Annotated in this window: 14 protein-coding genes; 4 read left to right on the forward strand and 10 right to left on the reverse strand. The window is 38.0% G+C overall.

The genetic code is table 11. From position 1 onward, the window contains the following. Positions 1 to 174: 174 nt before the first annotated feature. The 4 genes from GGG_RS0112550 to trxB form a co-directional block, all read right to left on the reverse strand. A complete protein-coding gene (locus GGG_RS0112550; protein WP_010115365.1) occupies positions 175 to 990 on the reverse strand; it encodes an arginyltransferase in 816 nt (271 codons plus the stop codon). A 23-nt stretch (positions 991 to 1,013) separates the two neighbouring features. Then, positions 1,014 to 1,745 (reverse strand): leucyl/phenylalanyl-tRNA--protein transferase, encoded by a 732-nt coding sequence (gene aat / locus GGG_RS0112555; protein ID WP_010115367.1) that lies wholly within the window; start codon positions 1,743 to 1,745, stop codon positions 1,014 to 1,016. A gap of 68 nt (positions 1,746 to 1,813) precedes the next feature. Next, positions 1,814 to 3,367: a class I SAM-dependent methyltransferase gene (locus tag GGG_RS0112560; protein ID WP_010115369.1), complete on the reverse strand. Its 1,554-nt coding sequence runs from the start codon at positions 3,365 to 3,367 to the stop codon at positions 1,814 to 1,816. A gap of 111 nt (positions 3,368 to 3,478) precedes the next feature. After that, complete coding sequence (trxB, locus tag GGG_RS0112565) at positions 3,479 to 4,432, reverse strand: thioredoxin-disulfide reductase (protein ID WP_010115371.1); 954 nt, start codon at positions 4,430 to 4,432, stop codon at positions 3,479 to 3,481. 317 nt (positions 4,433 to 4,749) lie between these two features. Here trxB and GGG_RS0112570 point away from each other — a divergent pair, with 317 nt between their 5' ends. Both GGG_RS0112570 and rhtC read left to right on the forward strand, forming a co-directional pair. Further along, complete coding sequence (locus GGG_RS0112570) at positions 4,750 to 7,935, forward strand: DNA translocase FtsK (RefSeq protein ID WP_010115373.1); 3,186 nt, start codon at positions 4,750 to 4,752, stop codon at positions 7,933 to 7,935. Positions 7,936 to 8,086: 151 nt separating this feature from the next. Further along, positions 8,087 to 8,707: a threonine export protein RhtC gene (gene rhtC / locus GGG_RS0112575; protein WP_010115374.1), complete on the forward strand. Its 621-nt coding sequence runs from the start codon at positions 8,087 to 8,089 to the stop codon at positions 8,705 to 8,707. A 104-nt stretch (positions 8,708 to 8,811) separates the two neighbouring features. Here the strand turns inward: rhtC and GGG_RS0112580 are convergent, their stop codons facing one another. The 6 genes from GGG_RS0112580 to GGG_RS0112610 form a co-directional block, all read right to left on the reverse strand. Continuing rightward, positions 8,812 to 9,099 carry a PA4642 family protein gene (locus tag GGG_RS0112580; protein ID WP_010115377.1) on the reverse strand — a complete coding sequence of 96 codons (288 nt, stop codon included), beginning with the start codon at positions 9,097 to 9,099 and terminating at the stop codon, positions 8,812 to 8,814. A 192-nt stretch (positions 9,100 to 9,291) separates the two neighbouring features. Beyond that, positions 9,292 to 9,564 carry a cell division topological specificity factor MinE gene (minE, locus tag GGG_RS0112585; RefSeq protein WP_004722763.1) on the reverse strand — a complete coding sequence of 91 codons (273 nt, stop codon included), beginning with the start codon at positions 9,562 to 9,564 and terminating at the stop codon, positions 9,292 to 9,294. A 3-nt stretch (positions 9,565 to 9,567) separates the two neighbouring features. Continuing rightward, positions 9,568 to 10,380: a septum site-determining protein MinD gene (minD, locus tag GGG_RS0112590; RefSeq protein WP_010115379.1), complete on the reverse strand. Its 813-nt coding sequence runs from the start codon at positions 10,378 to 10,380 to the stop codon at positions 9,568 to 9,570. 61 nt (positions 10,381 to 10,441) lie between these two features. Next, positions 10,442 to 11,173 carry a septum site-determining protein MinC gene (minC, locus tag GGG_RS0112595; protein WP_010115381.1) on the reverse strand — a complete coding sequence of 244 codons (732 nt, stop codon included), beginning with the start codon at positions 11,171 to 11,173 and terminating at the stop codon, positions 10,442 to 10,444. 125 nt (positions 11,174 to 11,298) lie between these two features. Beyond that, entirely contained in the window at positions 11,299 to 12,372 is a 1,074-nt protein-coding gene (locus GGG_RS0112605; RefSeq protein WP_010115383.1) for a hypothetical protein, read from the reverse strand. A gap of 92 nt (positions 12,373 to 12,464) precedes the next feature. Next, positions 12,465 to 13,382 carry an acyltransferase gene (locus tag GGG_RS0112610; RefSeq protein WP_010115385.1) on the reverse strand — a complete coding sequence of 306 codons (918 nt, stop codon included), beginning with the start codon at positions 13,380 to 13,382 and terminating at the stop codon, positions 12,465 to 12,467. A gap of 305 nt (positions 13,383 to 13,687) precedes the next feature. Here GGG_RS0112610 and GGG_RS0112615 point away from each other — a divergent pair, with 305 nt between their 5' ends. Both GGG_RS0112615 and GGG_RS0112620 read left to right on the forward strand, forming a co-directional pair. After that, a complete protein-coding gene (locus GGG_RS0112615) occupies positions 13,688 to 14,335 on the forward strand; it encodes an OmpA family protein (protein ID WP_010115387.1) in 648 nt (215 codons plus the stop codon). Between the two features lie 368 nt (positions 14,336 to 14,703). Beyond that, positions 14,704 to 16,743 (forward strand): UvrD-helicase domain-containing protein, encoded by a 2,040-nt coding sequence (locus tag GGG_RS0112620; RefSeq protein WP_010115389.1) that lies wholly within the window; start codon positions 14,704 to 14,706, stop codon positions 16,741 to 16,743. Positions 16,744 to 16,910: the final 167 nt, after the last annotated feature.

Genomic DNA, 16,910 nt, shown 5'->3' on the forward strand with positions numbered 1-16,910 from the left:
CAGTCGCCAACTCGACATATACTATCAAGTACCTAATACATTGCAAAAACAGTATATTACAGATGTAGTCTTGCCTCGAACAATGCGACTGACGTTTCCGCGTATCATATGGTTGGGAATATATCTTATCCCGAACTCAGGTTAAATTAATCAGAATTAAAATAAAAAAGCCGATTATTTGATAATCGGCTCATTCCATTCAGAGGGGAGGGTTGTCATTAACATATCACCCAACTGCTGAATCTCTTTCGCTTCTAAGTGACGATTGATACGTCGCCATTGACCATCTAATAACAATTCAAATGGTGCGTACTGCGATTTGTAATTCATTTTAGCGGAGTGTGGAACCCAATAACCCAAATAAACGTAATCTAAATTCAGTGATTTTACATATTCGATTTGTTTAAGTACGGCAAAAACGCCTAATGAACGTTTGTTTTCATCTGGGGCAAAGAAAGTATATACAGCAGAAACACCATCATCTAATTGATCACAAGTAGAAACGCTAATCAACTGATCATCTTTCCATAATTCTAAGAAAAAACTATCAGTGCAACTGTGAATTAAGAATTTCTCAAATTGATCATAGCTGGGTGGGAACATGTCACCATCAGCATGTCTTTCAAGAATATAGCGTTCATAAAGTTGATAATGGGTTTGTGTGGCATCTTTGGTTGGAATAATTTTAACAGTTAAGTCTTGATTGCGTTTCCATGCTTTTTTCTGTGCGCTGCTCATTTTAAATTCAGCAACAGGAACACGACAAGAAAGACATTGCCGACAAAGGTGACATTCAGGGCGATAAACGAAATCGCCACTGCGTCTAAAGCCAACTCTAGACAGTTCAGAAAGCGTGACCACATCGATCCGTTGAATAGGATCGAGGAAGACCATTCTTGCAGATTTATTTTCGAGATAACTGCAATCATGGGGTGGTGTAATGTAGTACTGTAAGTCGTTCAACAGGGACTTAGGATGATAAGAGTTCATAAATCATGTCCCTCCTTTTATATTCATTCCATTAACTGCGAAAAATTCGCTATTGTTTTACTTGAAAATACACGCTCTTGATAACTTTTCCAATCTATAGAGGGTTGTTTTATTACATCTTGTAACGATTTAAGGTACTCCTGACGAGAAAGTGTACAAGCACCGAGACTAATCAGGTGATCATTGACCAATTGACAATCAATCCACGGTAAATGATTTTCACGGCCAATGAGCATTAACGTATAAAAAGCCATTTTCGAAACATCAGTTTGGGTACTAAACATGGATTCACCAAAACAACCATGTCCAATCGTCACACCATATAGTCCACCGACGATGGTATTCTGATCCCAAACTTCAACACTGTACGCATAGCCTGCATCAAATAAATCACAATAACCTTGGATAATGTCTTCAGAAATCCATGTTTCATCTGCATAGCTACGCGGCATCGCGCAAGAGCGAATCACCGTTTCAAAGTTACGATTGATGGTAATGGCGTAGTCAAACTTTTTCATATTCCGCAGCAACGATTTACTGGGTTGATAATCGTTGGGGCGGATAATACAGCGAGGTTCAGGACTCCACCAACAGATCGGTTCACCTTCAGAAAACCATGGGAATAATCCATGCGTATAGGCTTCATAAAGCGTAGGTGCTGTTAAATCTGCACCAATGCAAATTAAACCTTGTTCATCTGGATCAGCTTCAATTGGATCTGGAAATATAAACTGTGAAGGAGGAAGTTGACTCACGTTGCATCATCAAATAAAAAGATCAGCTTTATATTAGCTGATCTTTGGTCGTTGTGTCGTGGTAGAAGTTATGCAAAAAGTTTCAATTGCTTAGCAATTTTTAATTTGTCACTTTGAATAAACTTTTGCGCTTTTTCTTGTAGCACTTCCAAGCTTTGTTTTCGCTCTGATACAGCATTGCCATCTTTATCGAGAACTTTCCAATTTAATTGATCAAGAACGTCTTGAATGTATTCAGCGAACTGTTTTGCAGTTTTAAGACCATCGACAAAATGAGCGCGATAGTACAATTGGCTAAATTGATCTGCGGGAATGCCAATTCCAGTGATCGCACATGCCAGCACTTGGTAATTTTGATGATAACTGGCTTGTTCTAGCATGTAATGATTCAGTTTTTGTGAATATTGAAGCTGTTCATCCGTTGCTGGGTTTTGTGAGCAAGGTAAAGCTAGACCTAAATGGCACAAGATAACCAATGCATTTAAAATCTGCGCATAATTTAAATTTGGTATCGCTTTTTCTAGCTCAGCAATCGTTTGAGGTTGATAGTCTAGTTTTTTGAACTGTTGACCTAAAGGCTCGTAAATCTCTTGAATTAAATTAAATTCACCTAAATATCCATTAATGGTTTTCGGTAAGGTTTCTGGTGCAGTCAAAAGTACAAAGGCTGTATTTCTAAGACGATGCTGAGTTTGAAGTGGCGTTAAATTATTTTTTCCACGGATGAATAGATCTTTTCTGAATTGAGAATTGGCAAAATAATCACGACATTGCTCTTTAAAAATCGGATGTTCAATTTGATTCAGAAAGGCTTGGTGCTCTTGAGTAAAATTAATATTATCCAAATGCGTATTTAAATCCGTAGAACCTGCATAAGATAATTTAACGTCTTCTAAAATGCGTACCACTTGCTGGAATGAAAAGCATTGCCAATCTTGGTTTAAATATTCATGAATCAAATAATTTGGATTTTGGTTTTGTAAATCTTGTACTTTGCTTAAAGCATTTGGATTACGTTTGGCAAAATTGGGGTTTTGTTGTAATAGTGATTCACTGAATGCAAGAGAATCTTTAACTTTTTGAATCGGATTGGTACTGGTGCTATTAAATTTAAAATGACTATGGAATAACTCGCGAATCGGCATATTGGCAGCCCACCCCGTCACACAGTTATAACTAATGTAGACAATTCCATTCGGTTTTAAGAATTTTCGAATGAATTTTAAAATAATATGTTGATTTTCATGACTAATCCAACTCCAAATTCCATGCAGGCTAATGGAGTTAAACATCGGTAAATCTTTATTTAACAGTTCTTCAAAACTGGCATCGTAAAAATGATGCGGTACTAGACATTGTTCAGCCAATTGATCGGCATGTGCCGCATGTGCTGGATTAAAATCGGTGCCGTAAAATAAGCCAAAATTTGAAGCGGCATGAATATTGAGACTAACACCTTGACCGAAACCAAGTTCGCAATGCATATCATCTAAATCATTACTTGAGCAGTCTACACCATTGAGAAGAAGGCAAAATTTTTGATAATTTGGGCTTAAATCTTTGTAATAACCATAAGTGTAATTAACTTCTGTTTGATACCCATCTGTCCATGCTGTCGTCACAATATTTTCCCATATTAAAATTATAAAAATGATTTAACTAGTTATAAATTAAAAATAAATAAACCGCCATATAGGCGGTTTATTTTTACAAAAAATAATCGATGCGGATGTTTATTCTAAACCATCTAAATAACGATCTGCATCCAATGCAGCCATACAGCCTGAACCCGCAGAAGTAATGGCTTGACGATAGACATCATCCGCAACATCACCAGCAGCAAACACGCCAGCAACCGAGGTCGCAGTTGCATTACCCGCAGTACCGCTATGTACTTGAATATAACCATTACGTAATTCAAGTTGTCCATCAAACATTGCTGTATTTGGCTTATGACCAATCGCTACAAACATACCTGAAACGTCAACATCTTGAGTTGAACCATCTTGCGTTGATTTAATGCGAACTGAAGTCACACCTGATGCGCTATCACCCAAAACCTCATCGACTTGATGATTCCAGACGATCGAAATTTTTCCTTCTTTAACCTTTTCATTTAAATGGTCTTGAAGGATTTTTTCAGAACGCAACTTATCACGACGATGTACTAAAGTAACATGTGATGCAATATTCGACAGATAAAGTGCTTCTTCAACAGCCGTATTACCACCACCTACAACCATAACTTTTTGGTTTTTGTAGAAGAAACCATCACAGGTTGCACAAGCGCTTACGCCTTGACCCATATAGGCTTGTTCAGATTCTAAGCCTAAGTATTGTGCAGTTGCACCTGTTGCAATAATCAATGCATCACAGGTGTACTCAGCCATATCGCCTTTTAAAACGAATGGGCGAACGTTTAGATCAACTTCATTGATATGATCATAAAGAATTTCAGTACCAAAACGTTCAGCATGCGCTTGCATACGATCCATTAACGCAGGGCCTGTTAAGCCGATAGGATCACCTGGCCAGTTATCTACTTCAGTTGTTGTGGTTAGCTGACCACCCAATTGCATACCTGCAATGAGTGTCGGTTTGAGGTTCGCACGAGCCGCATAAACAGCCGCACTATAACCTGCAGGGCCAGAACCTAAAATAATTAACCGAGAGTGACGAGCGCTCATGAGTCATCCTTTTTTATAAAAAATATAGAAATTGGTAGAATTATACGTGAAACTCTATCAAAGTTGTGTGGCATCGATGTGGATAATATTGATCATCTAAATCGAAATGAGCTATATAGGCACAGAAATGTTATAAAATCACGTTGAGAATTCTGTTAGAAAATAAATCACGGAACTCTTAAAAACACTTACAACACACGTAAATAATAGTGCATCTTTTTTTGTTGAACAGGTGCATAATATAATGATTTCTGTTTTGAAGAACGTTTAAAAGCTTCAGAAAAGAGTAATTTGAATAATTGGTTACAGGATAGTATATGACTGCGGTGTCGAATGTTTATGCACAGCGCTTTTTAACAACAATATTCTTGGTTTCATTTGGTATATATCTGTTCCTTGCAACAGTGACGTATACACCATTTGATCCAGGTTGGATGCATATTTCAAGTGATACACAGCAGGTTTCAAATGCCAGTGGTGTTGCTGGGGCGTGGATTGCAGATTTATTGTTTGGTTTTTTAGGTTGGGCGAGTTTACTTATCCCTGTATTTATATTTATTGAAGCTGTGCAAGTGTGGTGGCCAAGAAGTTTTTTAAGCCGTCCATTCCGTTATGCCGCTCAATTCTTCATTTTACTCGCGACTTCAAGCCTTTTATACCTGATTTGGAATGTGCCAGCAGACACTTTAGCCAATGCTTCAGGTGGAATCATTGGTTATGAGCTAGGTGAAAGCTTAACGCAATTGATCACCATCTATGGTGCGGTTGCGTTGTTGATTCTTTTATTGGGTGTTTTATTCACTTTAGCCTTTGGGATTCAATGGAATAAAACATGGTCAACCTTAAAAGCGACACCTGCCTATTTACAAGAACTGTTTTATAGAAATGTACCTGAAAGTGAATCTGCTTTTGATTTAACCACACCACCCAAAAATAAAAACCGTACAGCGACAAAACCTGAACCTGTAACGGCTCAAGCAGAGTTTGTAGAACCTGCAGATCACGTGCATAACAAAGAACATGTTGTGATTAAACCTAGCAAACATTCACAAACTGCTGAGCGTTTGTTTGATGACATGGTAGAACAAGAACATCGAACTCAACAGCCTTCTCAGTTTGATCAAGATACCATCGATGATATTGACGATTTAGAATTAGAACGCACTTTAGAAAAAGCACATCGCTTAGAGCAAGAGAGTAAACGCACAGTTTCATCAGGCGAGGTGTGGAAAGCGCTGCAACAAGATCAAGACCATAACCGTGATATTGATGCACTTTTAAAAGCTTCAGAAGACGATTCAGCCAATCATTTTGAAAATCGTGCAGATCTAAAACAACATCACGCTTTTAATGAGCCTGAACATGTTGCACGTGACGCTTTTGAGGCAAACCAAGCGCATCAGCAAAAATCTGTAAATTGGGATGATGATCAAGTTTTTGATGAGCTATTAGCCGTAGTGCCCAATGGTCAAACGGCAACAGATGTTCATAGTCCATTTAATAATGAAACTGTTCAATCTCAGCAGAATACAAACCAGCATTATGGTCATCATCCTGAACAAAATCTAACAGATTTTCATCATGGTGTTGCTACAGCGACTGCGGCCTCAGTTGCTGTAGGGCAGAATCTTGCAAGTGAATTAGATGACTTGGCCATGCTTGCATCTGATGACTATAACAACAAAAATAATAGCGACTATGTTCAGCAACATGCTGGTATTGAATCTGATCATCAGACTGCAACGGCACGAACCACAACCAATTATTCGCAATCAACAGCCTTTACCCGTGCCGAAATCCAAACAAATTTACAGCCATCATCATTGGTGAGTGAAGAAGAAAAATCTTTAATTGCTTCAGATAAAGATGCTTTTAGAGATGCATGGTTGGAAACAGCAGGCAAACCTCAAGAAGACTCTGCAAGCCAACTTGAAGATGAGTTTGACCTAGATGCACCATTAACCGATTCACATGGGCGACCAATGTCACGTGCGATGCAAGTGGCGCAAAAACGTCGTGATTTACCGACATTACCGGGGCTAGATTTATTAGATCGAGTCGACCCTAATAAAAAGGTCAATTTTACAGCAGAACAGCTTTCACGCTTATCTGAACTTTTGGAAATTAAATTACAAGAGTTTAATGTCAAAGCAAAAGTAATCGAAGCACAACCGGGGCCAGTGGTTACTCGTTTTGAGTTGGATTTGGCACCGGGTGTCAAAGCTTCAAAAGTGACCAATATTTCACGAGATTTAGCACGTTCAATGTCAATGGCATCTGTACGTGTGGTTGAAGTGATACCAGGTAAACCGTATATCGGCATTGAAGTACCGAACAGTGCTCGTGAAATGGTACGACTCATTGAATTACTTGAAACTCCGATGTTTAAAGACCCATCTGGTATGCTTTCAATGGCAATGGGTAAAGATATTTCAGGTAATCCAGTCATTACGGATTTGGGTAAAGCACCGCATATGTTGGTTGCAGGTACCACAGGTTCAGGTAAATCTGTTGCAGTAAACTCGATGATTTTATCGATGTTATTGAAATATACACCTGATCAATTGCGTTTAATTCTCATCGATCCAAAACAGTTAGAATTGGCAAACTATAATGATATTCCTCATTTACTCACCCCAGTCGTGACTGACATGAAAGATGCTGTAAGTGCATTGAATTGGTGTGTCAATGAAATGGAACGCCGTTATAAACTCATGTCTTTCTTAAAGATTCGTAAATTGGCAGACTATAACCGTAAGGTTGAAGAAGCGATTGCCAATGGTGAGGATTTAATTGATCCAACGTGGAAGCCTAGTGATTCAGTCATGCAAGAACGTGCACCAAGATTGCAACCTTTGCCTTCTATTGTGATTGTTGCCGATGAGTTTGCAGATATGATCATGCAGGTCGGTAAAAAAGCTGAAGAAATGATTACTCGTCTTGCGCAGAAGTCACGTGCTGCGGGTATCCATTTATTACTTGCAACGCAACGACCATCTGTTGATGTGATTACAGGTTTGATCAAAGCTAACATTCCAACCCGTGTTGCATTACGGGTAAACAGTAAAATTGACTCACGTACTATTCTTGATGGTGGCGGGGCAGAAGACTTATTAGGTCATGGTGATATGTTATTCCTCGGGCCGGGTAAAATTGATCCTGAACGTGTACATGGTGCATTTATCAGTGATGATGAGGTGAACCGTATCTGTGATGCGTGGCGTGAGCGTGGTGATCCAGATTATGTCGATGAAATCCTTACACCTTTTGATGAAGAACCGACTTCACGTGGTTTTGAAGATGGTGATGGTGATCCAAATCGTGATGCTTTATATGATCAATGTGTTTCCTTTGTTTTAGAAACACGTAAGGTTTCGGTTTCATCGTTACAGCGTAAGTTTAGTTTAGGCTATAACCGTGCTGCACGTATTGTGGATCAAATGCAAGAACAGGGTATTGTTAGTGAACAAGGTGCCAATGGTAAACGTGATATTTTGGTTTAGTACACTATCTTTCATAAAATGATAAAAATGCCCCATCAAAATGAAGGGGCATTTTTTTTTGCAAATTGAAAATATTTAATTTTAACTTTAGCTTGGTAAAACATGAATTTTCACATTAATATGAGCATCTAAATTTAGTGGAATTCTAAAAATGTTGATCGCACTATGTACCTTAATCTTTATTCATTTTTGCGCTTTAATCACGCCGGGGCCTGATTTTTTCCTCGTTTCGCAAACGGCGATTAGCCGCTCAAGAAAGCAATCGATGTTTGTTGTGATTGGGATTACCGCAGGGGTGATGTTTTGGGCACTTTTAGCATTATTAGGACTCAACATTATTTTTGAAAAAATGGCTTGGTTAAAACAAGTGATGCTGGTGATTGGTGGGATTTATCTATGCTGGCTTGGTTTTCAAATGCTCAAGTCTGCATTCAGTAAAAAACCTGTGTCAGAACAACAGAAATTTGAATTACCACAAAGCAATTTGCGTTTTTTTCTAAAAGGTTTTTTAACCAATTTATCCAATCCGAAAGCCGTGATTTATTTTGGTAGCGTATTTTCAATATTTCTTGCCAACCCTAATTTAGATGGCGTTCATTCGCTACTTTTTGTGATCGTTTCTATCGAAACATTGATTTGGTTCAGCTTTGTGGCTTTTGTATTTTCATTACCTAGTTTTAAAGCAGCTTATCAGAATGCTGCGAAGTGGATTGATGGCATCTCTGGTGGGATCTTTACCTTGTTTGGTGCATACTTAATTGGGAACCGTTAATACATTGCTATTGCCTAGATCAGTGTCTAACGCTAAAAGAAAAAACCTGCTTAAAAGCAGGTTTTTTTATAGTTTTCAGCTTCTAATTTTCAGCATTTTAAATGCTAAGCAAATTTAGCCAAAACTTCTAAAAACCCATCTTTTTGACGTGGGTATTGCGCAATCACATCATGGATGCGCTGACCTTCAGGATTCGTTGCATTGATGTCACGCCCATCAGCAACGAACTGAGTCAATAAACGCTCATAATCAAATGGACGCATATGTTTGAATGCATGATAAAGCACGTGAAAATCTGCGTTGGTACCTTCAGGAGGAAGTTGGGTTAAATAGGCAAATACACGCTCGTCTGACCATTCTTCATTGAACGTTGCTGGCTGTGAAAGTGCCATAACAGCATCTCCTCAAATTAAATAATTTAAAACGCGTTGATCTGATTCATCATTATATAAACCCCTATTAAATTTTCTTTAATAAGGAATAATGCAAAGCATTGATGAATAATTGATAACCCAATTAAAAAGGGCAAAATAACTTGCGCCATTTTGCCCTGATTCAATCTACTTGACTAATCAATAATAGAATTAACGTTCTTCAGGTAAATTGATATTCATTTCCAACATTTCAATATTCGCTTCTGAGCGAACTTGCATTTGGATATGTTGTTCATCTACACCACGAACATAACGATTGACCACTTGCATGATTTCTTTCTTCATTTGATCAATCTTGTCTTGGCTCAGGCGTTTGCCCAAACCATTTTCAGAAGCAACAATAACTTTTAAGCGATCTTTAGCAGTTTGGGCGCTAGATGGTTTGTCATCGTTGCTGAAAAGTTTACTCCAAAATCCTGCCATTTTTTACGCTCCAAATAATCGTGCTAACCAACCCTTAGGTTTCACAGTGATGTGACGATAAGGACGCTCTTCACCTAAGAAACGAGCCACTAAGTCATCATAAGCCTGACCTGCTGATGCTTCTTGGTAAAGAATAACAGGTTTACCTTCATTTGATGCTTGGAGCACGCTTGGACACTCAGGAATCACACCTAGCGTTGGAACACGTAAAATATCTTTAGAAATATCTTCAATCGTTAACATTTCTTGTTTATCAGCACGTTCTGGATTGAAACGAGTGATACATAAATGTTTACGGACACGTCCTTCGTTATTTTCAACTTTTTTGGTTTTACTGTCGAGCATACCAATAATTCGATCTGAATCTCGAACCGATGAAATCTCAGGGTTCGTTACAATAATCGCTTCATCTGCATGATACATGGCTAAAATAGCGCCACGCTCAATACCTGCAGGTGAGTCACAAATAATATAATCAAACTCTTGTGAAAGTTCTTCCATCACACGTGCAACACCATCATCTGTCAAGGCGTCTTTATCACGTGTTTGTGAAGCAGGTAAAATGTATAAGTTTTCGATATCTTTATCGCGAATTAACGCTTGTTGTAAACGTGCTTCATTATTTAAAACATTTACAAAATCATAAACGACACGACGTTCGCAACCCATGATCAAGTCTAAGTTACGTAAACCTACGTCAAAATCAATAACAACAGTTTTATGACCACGAAGGGCTAAACCTGTTGCAAAAGATGCGCTCGTCGTAGTTTTACCTACGCCGCCTTTGCCTGATGTAACGACAACAATTTTGGCCACCGAATCCACTCCTGTTATGGTCATCCCTTTAATTGGGATTTTTTATGGTGTTTAATTTACATTAAAATTGCAGAGCTTCAAATACAAGCTCTTGTTGATCATTCAAGTGAATATGTACAGCTTTTTTTACCACATCTTGTGGAATATCATCAGCTACACAATATGTTCCTGCGATAGAAACCAATTCGGCTTCTAATGAATGACAAAAAATTCTTGCAGCAGTATTACCGCCTGCGCCTGCGATGACTCTACCACGAACACTGCCATAGATATGTATATTTCCTGAAGCAATTACTTCAGAACCACTGTTAATCCCTGCATTGAGAATAATATCACCATGGTCTTGTACAAGGCATTGCCCTGTACGTAAGATTTCATCATGATAAGACGTCACATGGCTAATGGATTTCGGTGCTTCTGTTGTAGTTTTTTCAAGCGCTGTGGCAGAGGCAGATGTCGTTTCTTTTACGGGTGTTTCAACCACTTGCTCTTTGGTTGGTTTTATGCGCTGTAAAGGACGGTCTGCGGGCAAAACAGGGAACTGAATTGCACGTGCTTGGTCACCCAATAAACCATCAATAACAGCCATAGGCTGTAAATCAAGGCTGACAATCAATTGAATAAGCGCAATCAGCTCTTGTTCAACAGTCGTATCAATAATGACTAAAGCCCCTTGATAAGAGGTTTCACTCATCATTGAAGTTAATTGCTGGCGGATGGCATCATGATCATTTGTATCGAAGGTTAATCGTGTAAAATTAACCATTCTGCCTGTAATCCGTATATCAGCCATAATTATTCCTTAAAAGGCTTGTGACCTAAAGTTTTCTATCTAAAGTTAATTTGTGAAATAGCGCAAATGCTAGAACAAATTGAACGATTTCTCTAGCAAAGATACAAATAATTTCAATGAAAAATTTATTTTTCAGCTTGATCATTTTTATTCAATTCCAGTTGCCATTGTTTTACAGCAACTTGTTTCTTCAGTGATTCTAAACTCTCATAGACCACAGATTCAACCAATTCTTCAAGAGATTGATTTTCAATATTTAACTGACTGAGTTTTGTCGAAATGAGCTGATAGGTGGCATTTGGATTATCCACACTACCTTCAGTCAAAGGTTGAATCAAACCTTGAGTAATATTTTCACCCAATTGTTGCCCAATATTTTGAATTTGATTTTCAATCATACCGCCTGCAATTGGAATTAAACGTAATAGTTGAGTCAATTGTGGCGTATCTTCAATCGCTTGGCGAACAATCTGTCCCACATTATGAGTGATTAACTGACGTTGAGCTTTTAATTCAGTGGCTAAACTTTCTTGTAAAACTTCTGCAATGGCTTTGGCAAAAATGTCTCGGTGATGATTGACTAAGTCATGGATAATTTTTTTGTGGCTGGAACTGGTATCTAATTCTTGTTTTACGCCATCAATTACTGTCAATACAACCCGATCCGAGAGCTCTTCCATCACTACACCATAATAAAACAAGACACGATTCATGATGCTATCAGGAACAACTTTATAACCCATTTCATGGAATCTGTAGGCAATGATCCCTGCACGAATTAAACGTAAAAAACGCAAATAAGGACTAATCGCTAAAATTTCATACCAATGAATAAAAGGGAAGAAAAACCAACGGGCATGATGTTTATAAATAATCGCAAAGAACCATCGAATGAGTAATTCTGCGATTAAAAAAGTAATAAACCAGCTTTCAGTTTTAATCACCCACGGATGTAAATCACTTTTATAGAATTGTAAAACTTGAGGTAAATGAATGGTTTCAAAAAACCAATTCCCAAAGTTACTCATGAGAAAAGCATTTGCACATAAGCAAAATAAATTAAATACAATAATGAACATCATAAAGATGTCATAAGCTAAGAAAAGCTTCCAACCGACTGTATCGTGGCGGATATGCTGACGGATGCCTTTTTTTATTGTGCTTTGGCTAGATTCTTGTTTAATGTCTTGCTCTGTCATTGCAATTCCTTTTGAAAGCTGACTTCTTTCATTATGTTTTAAAATGGGAGATGTTTCTGATTCAATAACAATGCGAAAGAGAAGTCATTGGTTTAGCGACTATATTTATTTTTCATTTTGCTAATCAATTGATCTTTTTCAGCCCACAAATGATCAACCCATTTTTGGAAGTTTTCACGATATTCAGCATCATCCTCGTAATTACCGCCTAAAACCCAATCAGGAATTTCAATTTTACGCATATTGACAGCAATTCGAGGAACATCACCTAACCAAAACTCACCATAACCCGGTGCACCATCAGGATAGACAATAGTCATATCGACTAGAGCATCAATTTTATCGCCTAAAATATCTAAGGCTAAAGCTAATCCACCTGCTTTAGGTTTGAGCAAATTGACATAAGGTGATTGTTGTTTCTCATGTTTTTCTGGAGTAAAACGAGTGCCTTCCAAATAATTCAGTAGGGTAAATGGCTGACTCAGTAATTGCTCACAAGCTTTACGTGCTTCTGCTAAATCACGGTATTTAAGTTCAGGATTTTTTGCAATTTGTTCTTTGGTATGCCGTTTCATCATCGGGAAGCCTAAAATTTTAAAGGCTTGACCGACAAAAGGAATGAAAATCAGTTCCCACTTGGTGAAAAAACGCGTTAGAGGCATACGGCTCAAACCAAAATATTGATTAACAGTGGTATCAACCCAGCTTTGATGATTACAGGTCATGAGATAACGACCTTGCATATTCAGGTCTAAGCCTTCATCAATGCTAATATCCCACTGTGTTTCAGAGAGAATATGATCAATTAACCAATTATTAACACTTAACCAACTGTTGGTGATGTTAATATTGGTTTCATCGATTTTTTTAGACTTTTTGACCAGTTTGGTTAATCCAAGTGCCAAGACTGGAGGACCATGAAAAAAGGTGCTTCCAGTAATCACTGTACCAACGGTTAATCCTTTCGTAATTTTTTTTAAAATAGGTTGCTTCTGTTGCTGAGATGACATAGAACAGTCCTAATCATTTTTGCATATTCGAATTAAAGTGTTAGCTTGCTGGATATTTCATAAAATTAAGCATCTTCATCAATATAAATGAATTACCCACAGCCTTTAAATATAGTCCTTCATTGTTCATTTAAAAAGAGACATTTATAAACTGTGTACAAATTATGGTGATCAGTTTTGCAAAATTTGCACTATATTTTACAAAATGTAAAAAAATGAGAAATTCTTAACAAAATGCCAATAGTGGAAGTTCATTATTTATGACAAAATGAAATTCAACAAAAAACACAACTTGGAGGCATGCGATGCGTGCACTATTAATTACAGCAGTAGCAGGGGCTTTGGCATTATCAGGATGTCAAACAACTGGAAATAACATCGGTGGTGTGGAATACGATAAAGCTGCTTTAGGTGGTTTAATTGGTGCAGCGGCAGGTTATGGTTTGTCGCGCGGTAATGCAAATAGTTCTGCACAGAATAACCGTGCTGCGGCAATTGGTGCTGCATTAGGTGCAGGTGCTGGTCTTTATTTGGACAATAAAGAGAAAAAACTTCGCCAACAAATGGCAGGTACTGGTGTTGATGTAAGCCGTAATCCAGATGGTTCTGTTGCATTAATTATGCCGGGTAGCATTACGTTTGATACCAATAAATCAAATATCAAACCTAACTTTTACAGCACGTTGAATAAAGTTGTTCAGACGTTGAAAGAAGATAACAAGAGTGTAATTCTTGTGACTGGTTATACAGATAATACAGGTACGGATGCGATCAACATCCCATTATCACAAAACCGTGCTGCTTCTGTAGCAAACTACCTGAAAGGTCAAGGCGTTCAAAGCCGTATTGACACGCAAGGTTATGGTTCTCAAAACCCAATCGCAGATAACTCAACTGCTGCTGGTCGTGAGCAAAACCGTCGTGTAGAAATTAGTATTTATGCTGCAAGCTAAGAAATCGTTATAAATTTAAAGCGATTTTGTAGTAAAAACACAAAAATCGAATCATAGCTGGCTGTGGTTCGATTTTTTTTATGCCTAAGCAAAATAAAGCATAAGAAGGAAAATAAATATGAGCACTTGTCATTTCTACAGTTGCTGGCTGCGAGCAAAACCGCAGTGTTGAAATCACGGTTGATGAAACAAAATCATATTGAGCCTTTATCTTAAAGACGCATTTTTGAAATAGAGTGGTATCAATAAAACACCTTTGGGTGGATTTTTATGCGCTCACTTTTTTAGTCGGACACATTCACATAAAGCATTTTGCAACTGTGGTTTTGATGACTATAATCGAGCTCGAAGTTTTTTGAGGATGAACGATGTCTAAAGCAAGTCAATTGAATGACAAGCAACTTGAAGCCATGAAATATACTCAAGGACCCTTGTTAGTACTTGCAGGGGCCGGTTCAGGTAAGACTTCTGTGATTACTAGAAAAATTGCTTATTTGGTACAGCAATGCGGTATTCCTGCGTATCGAATTACAGCAATGACTTTTACCAATAAAGCTGCACGTGAAATGAAAGAGCGTGTCGGTAAACTATTGGGAAAAGAAGAGGGGAAAGGTTTATCTGTTTCTACCTTCCATAACTTCGGTCTAAATTTATTACGCTTAGAACTCAAAAACACACCATTAAAAGCAAACTTTTCTATTCTGGATGCGGATGACTGTAAACGCATTCTGATGGACTTGATGCATCGTGATAATTTATCAGGTGCAGAAAGTAAAGAGCTCATTGCCAAAGCAATGAAAAAGATTTCTGACTGGAAAAATGACCTTATTCTTCCAGAACAGGCACATACTACTTGTGAAACAAATGATGATGTTCAACTTGCACATTTGTATCAGCTTTATGAGCGTAATTTACGTGCCTATAATGCGGTCGATTTTGACGATCTGATTGTCATGCCAACACGGCTACTTCAAGACAATGCTGAGGTACGTGATCGTTGGCAGAATCGTGTCCGTTATCTTTTAGTCGACGAATATCAAGATACCAACACAGCACAGTATATTCTGGTAAAACTACTGGTTGGTGTGATGGGACAATTCACCGCCGTTGGTGATGATGACCAATCTATTTACGCATGGCGTGGTGCAAAACCTGAAAATATGGCTTTGCTCAAAGAAGATTTTCACAATCTAAAAGTGATTAAACTCGAACAAAATTATCGTTCGACCAGTCGTATTTTAAAAGCGGCAAACCATGTGATTGAAAATAACCCACATTTATTCGATAAGAAATTGTGGAGTGATAAAGGTCATGGTGAAGTGATTCGTGTGATCACATGCCGTAATGATGATGATGAGTCTGAACGAGTCGTTAAAGATTTATTGACGCATAAATTGATGAATGGAAAGAATTGGAAAGATTATGCGGTATTGTACCGTGGAAATTTCCAAGCTCGTGTACTGGAAACACAATTGCGCCAAATGCAGATTCCTTACAAGCTTTCAGGTGGTCAATCGTTCTTTGGACGTGCAGAAATTAAAGATGTGATGAGTTATTTACGGATTATTATCAATCCTGAAGATGACAGTGCATTTTTACGTATTATCAATACACCGAAGCGCGCGATTGGGCCTGTGACGCTGGAAAAATTAGGGTTATTTGCTCAAGAAAATCATCTATCGCTATTAGCAGCAGCCAGTGATCAGCGTTTAACCATGGTTATGCCAAAGAAAGCGACAACGCAGTTGGCTGAATTTGCAGGCTTTATCAACGATTTTACTCGTGAATTATTGGATGATGATGAGCCTGTGCCTAAAATTCGTCAGATGATGAACGACGCAGGTTATATTGATTATTTACGTGAATCGGCTGCAACACCTGCACAAGAAAAAACCAAGATTGATAACGTTGAAATGCTGTATACCAGTATTCAAAGTTTGATCAATCGTGCTGAAGATGTTGATGAAAAGAACATTGAAAGTGTGATTCGTAAAATGGTGTTGCTGGATATGCTTGAGCAACAACAGGAAGAAGAAGACACCGATAAAGTCAATTTGTTGACCTTACATGCCTCTAAAGGTTTGGAATTTCCATTCGTTTATATCATGGGTTTAGAAGAAGAGTTGCTTCCGCATAAGAACTCGATTGCTGCTGAAACCATCGAAGAAGAACGCCGTTTGATGTACGTAGGAATCACACGTGCACAGCAAGGTTTGACTTTAACCCTCGCTGAACAGCGTAAAAATGGTGGTCAAATGAAGCAAATGACGCCAAGTCGCTTCTTAGATGAATTACCACAAGATGAGTTGGATTGGTTAGGTCGTAAGAAAAAATTGGCTGAAAATGTCGATCCTAAACAACAAGCTCAGCAGTATTTGCAAAATTTAAAAGCGTTATTAAAACGTTGATTTTTAACTCAAGCCAATCTGTTTAATATTGCCCAATTTCACTGAACTTTCCTCTAAAACAAAGAGGAGGGTTTGAGCAATTGGCGTGATTTTAAATCTTATCAATTTCTATTCTTACTGCGAAAAGCATTGATTTTGAAATGGATAAGATTTCAATAGTTTTGAAC

The organism is Acinetobacter sp. P8-3-8, from assembly GCF_000214135.1.
In the GTDB taxonomy this organism is placed as follows: Bacteria; Pseudomonadota; Gammaproteobacteria; order Pseudomonadales; family Moraxellaceae; genus Acinetobacter.

Coding starts and splice junctions, on each gene's coding strand:
- GGG_RS0112550 (WP_010115365.1), bottom strand. CDS start 990: ATGAACTCTTATCATCCTAAGTCCCTGTTGAACGACTTACAGTACTAC.
- trxB (WP_010115371.1), bottom strand. CDS start 4,432: ATGAGCGCTCGTCACTCTCGGTTAATTATTTTAGGTTCTGGCCCTGCA.
- GGG_RS0112570 (WP_010115373.1), top strand. CDS start 4,750: ATGACTGCGGTGTCGAATGTTTATGCACAGCGCTTTTTAACAACAATA.
- rhtC (WP_010115374.1), top strand. CDS start 8,087: ATGTTGATCGCACTATGTACCTTAATCTTTATTCATTTTTGCGCTTTA.
- GGG_RS0112580 (WP_010115377.1), bottom strand. CDS start 9,099: ATGGCACTTTCACAGCCAGCAACGTTCAATGAAGAATGGTCAGACGAG.
- minE (WP_004722763.1), bottom strand. CDS start 9,564: ATGGCAGGATTTTGGAGTAAACTTTTCAGCAACGATGACAAACCATCT.
- minC (WP_010115381.1), bottom strand. CDS start 11,173: ATGGCTGATATACGGATTACAGGCAGAATGGTTAATTTTACACGATTA.
- GGG_RS0112605 (WP_010115383.1), bottom strand. CDS start 12,372: ATGACAGAGCAAGACATTAAACAAGAATCTAGCCAAAGCACAATAAAA.
- GGG_RS0112610 (WP_010115385.1), bottom strand. CDS start 13,382: ATGTCATCTCAGCAACAGAAGCAACCTATTTTAAAAAAAATTACGAAA.
- GGG_RS0112615 (WP_010115387.1), top strand. CDS start 13,688: ATGCGTGCACTATTAATTACAGCAGTAGCAGGGGCTTTGGCATTATCA.
- GGG_RS0112620 (WP_010115389.1), top strand. CDS start 14,704: ATGTCTAAAGCAAGTCAATTGAATGACAAGCAACTTGAAGCCATGAAA.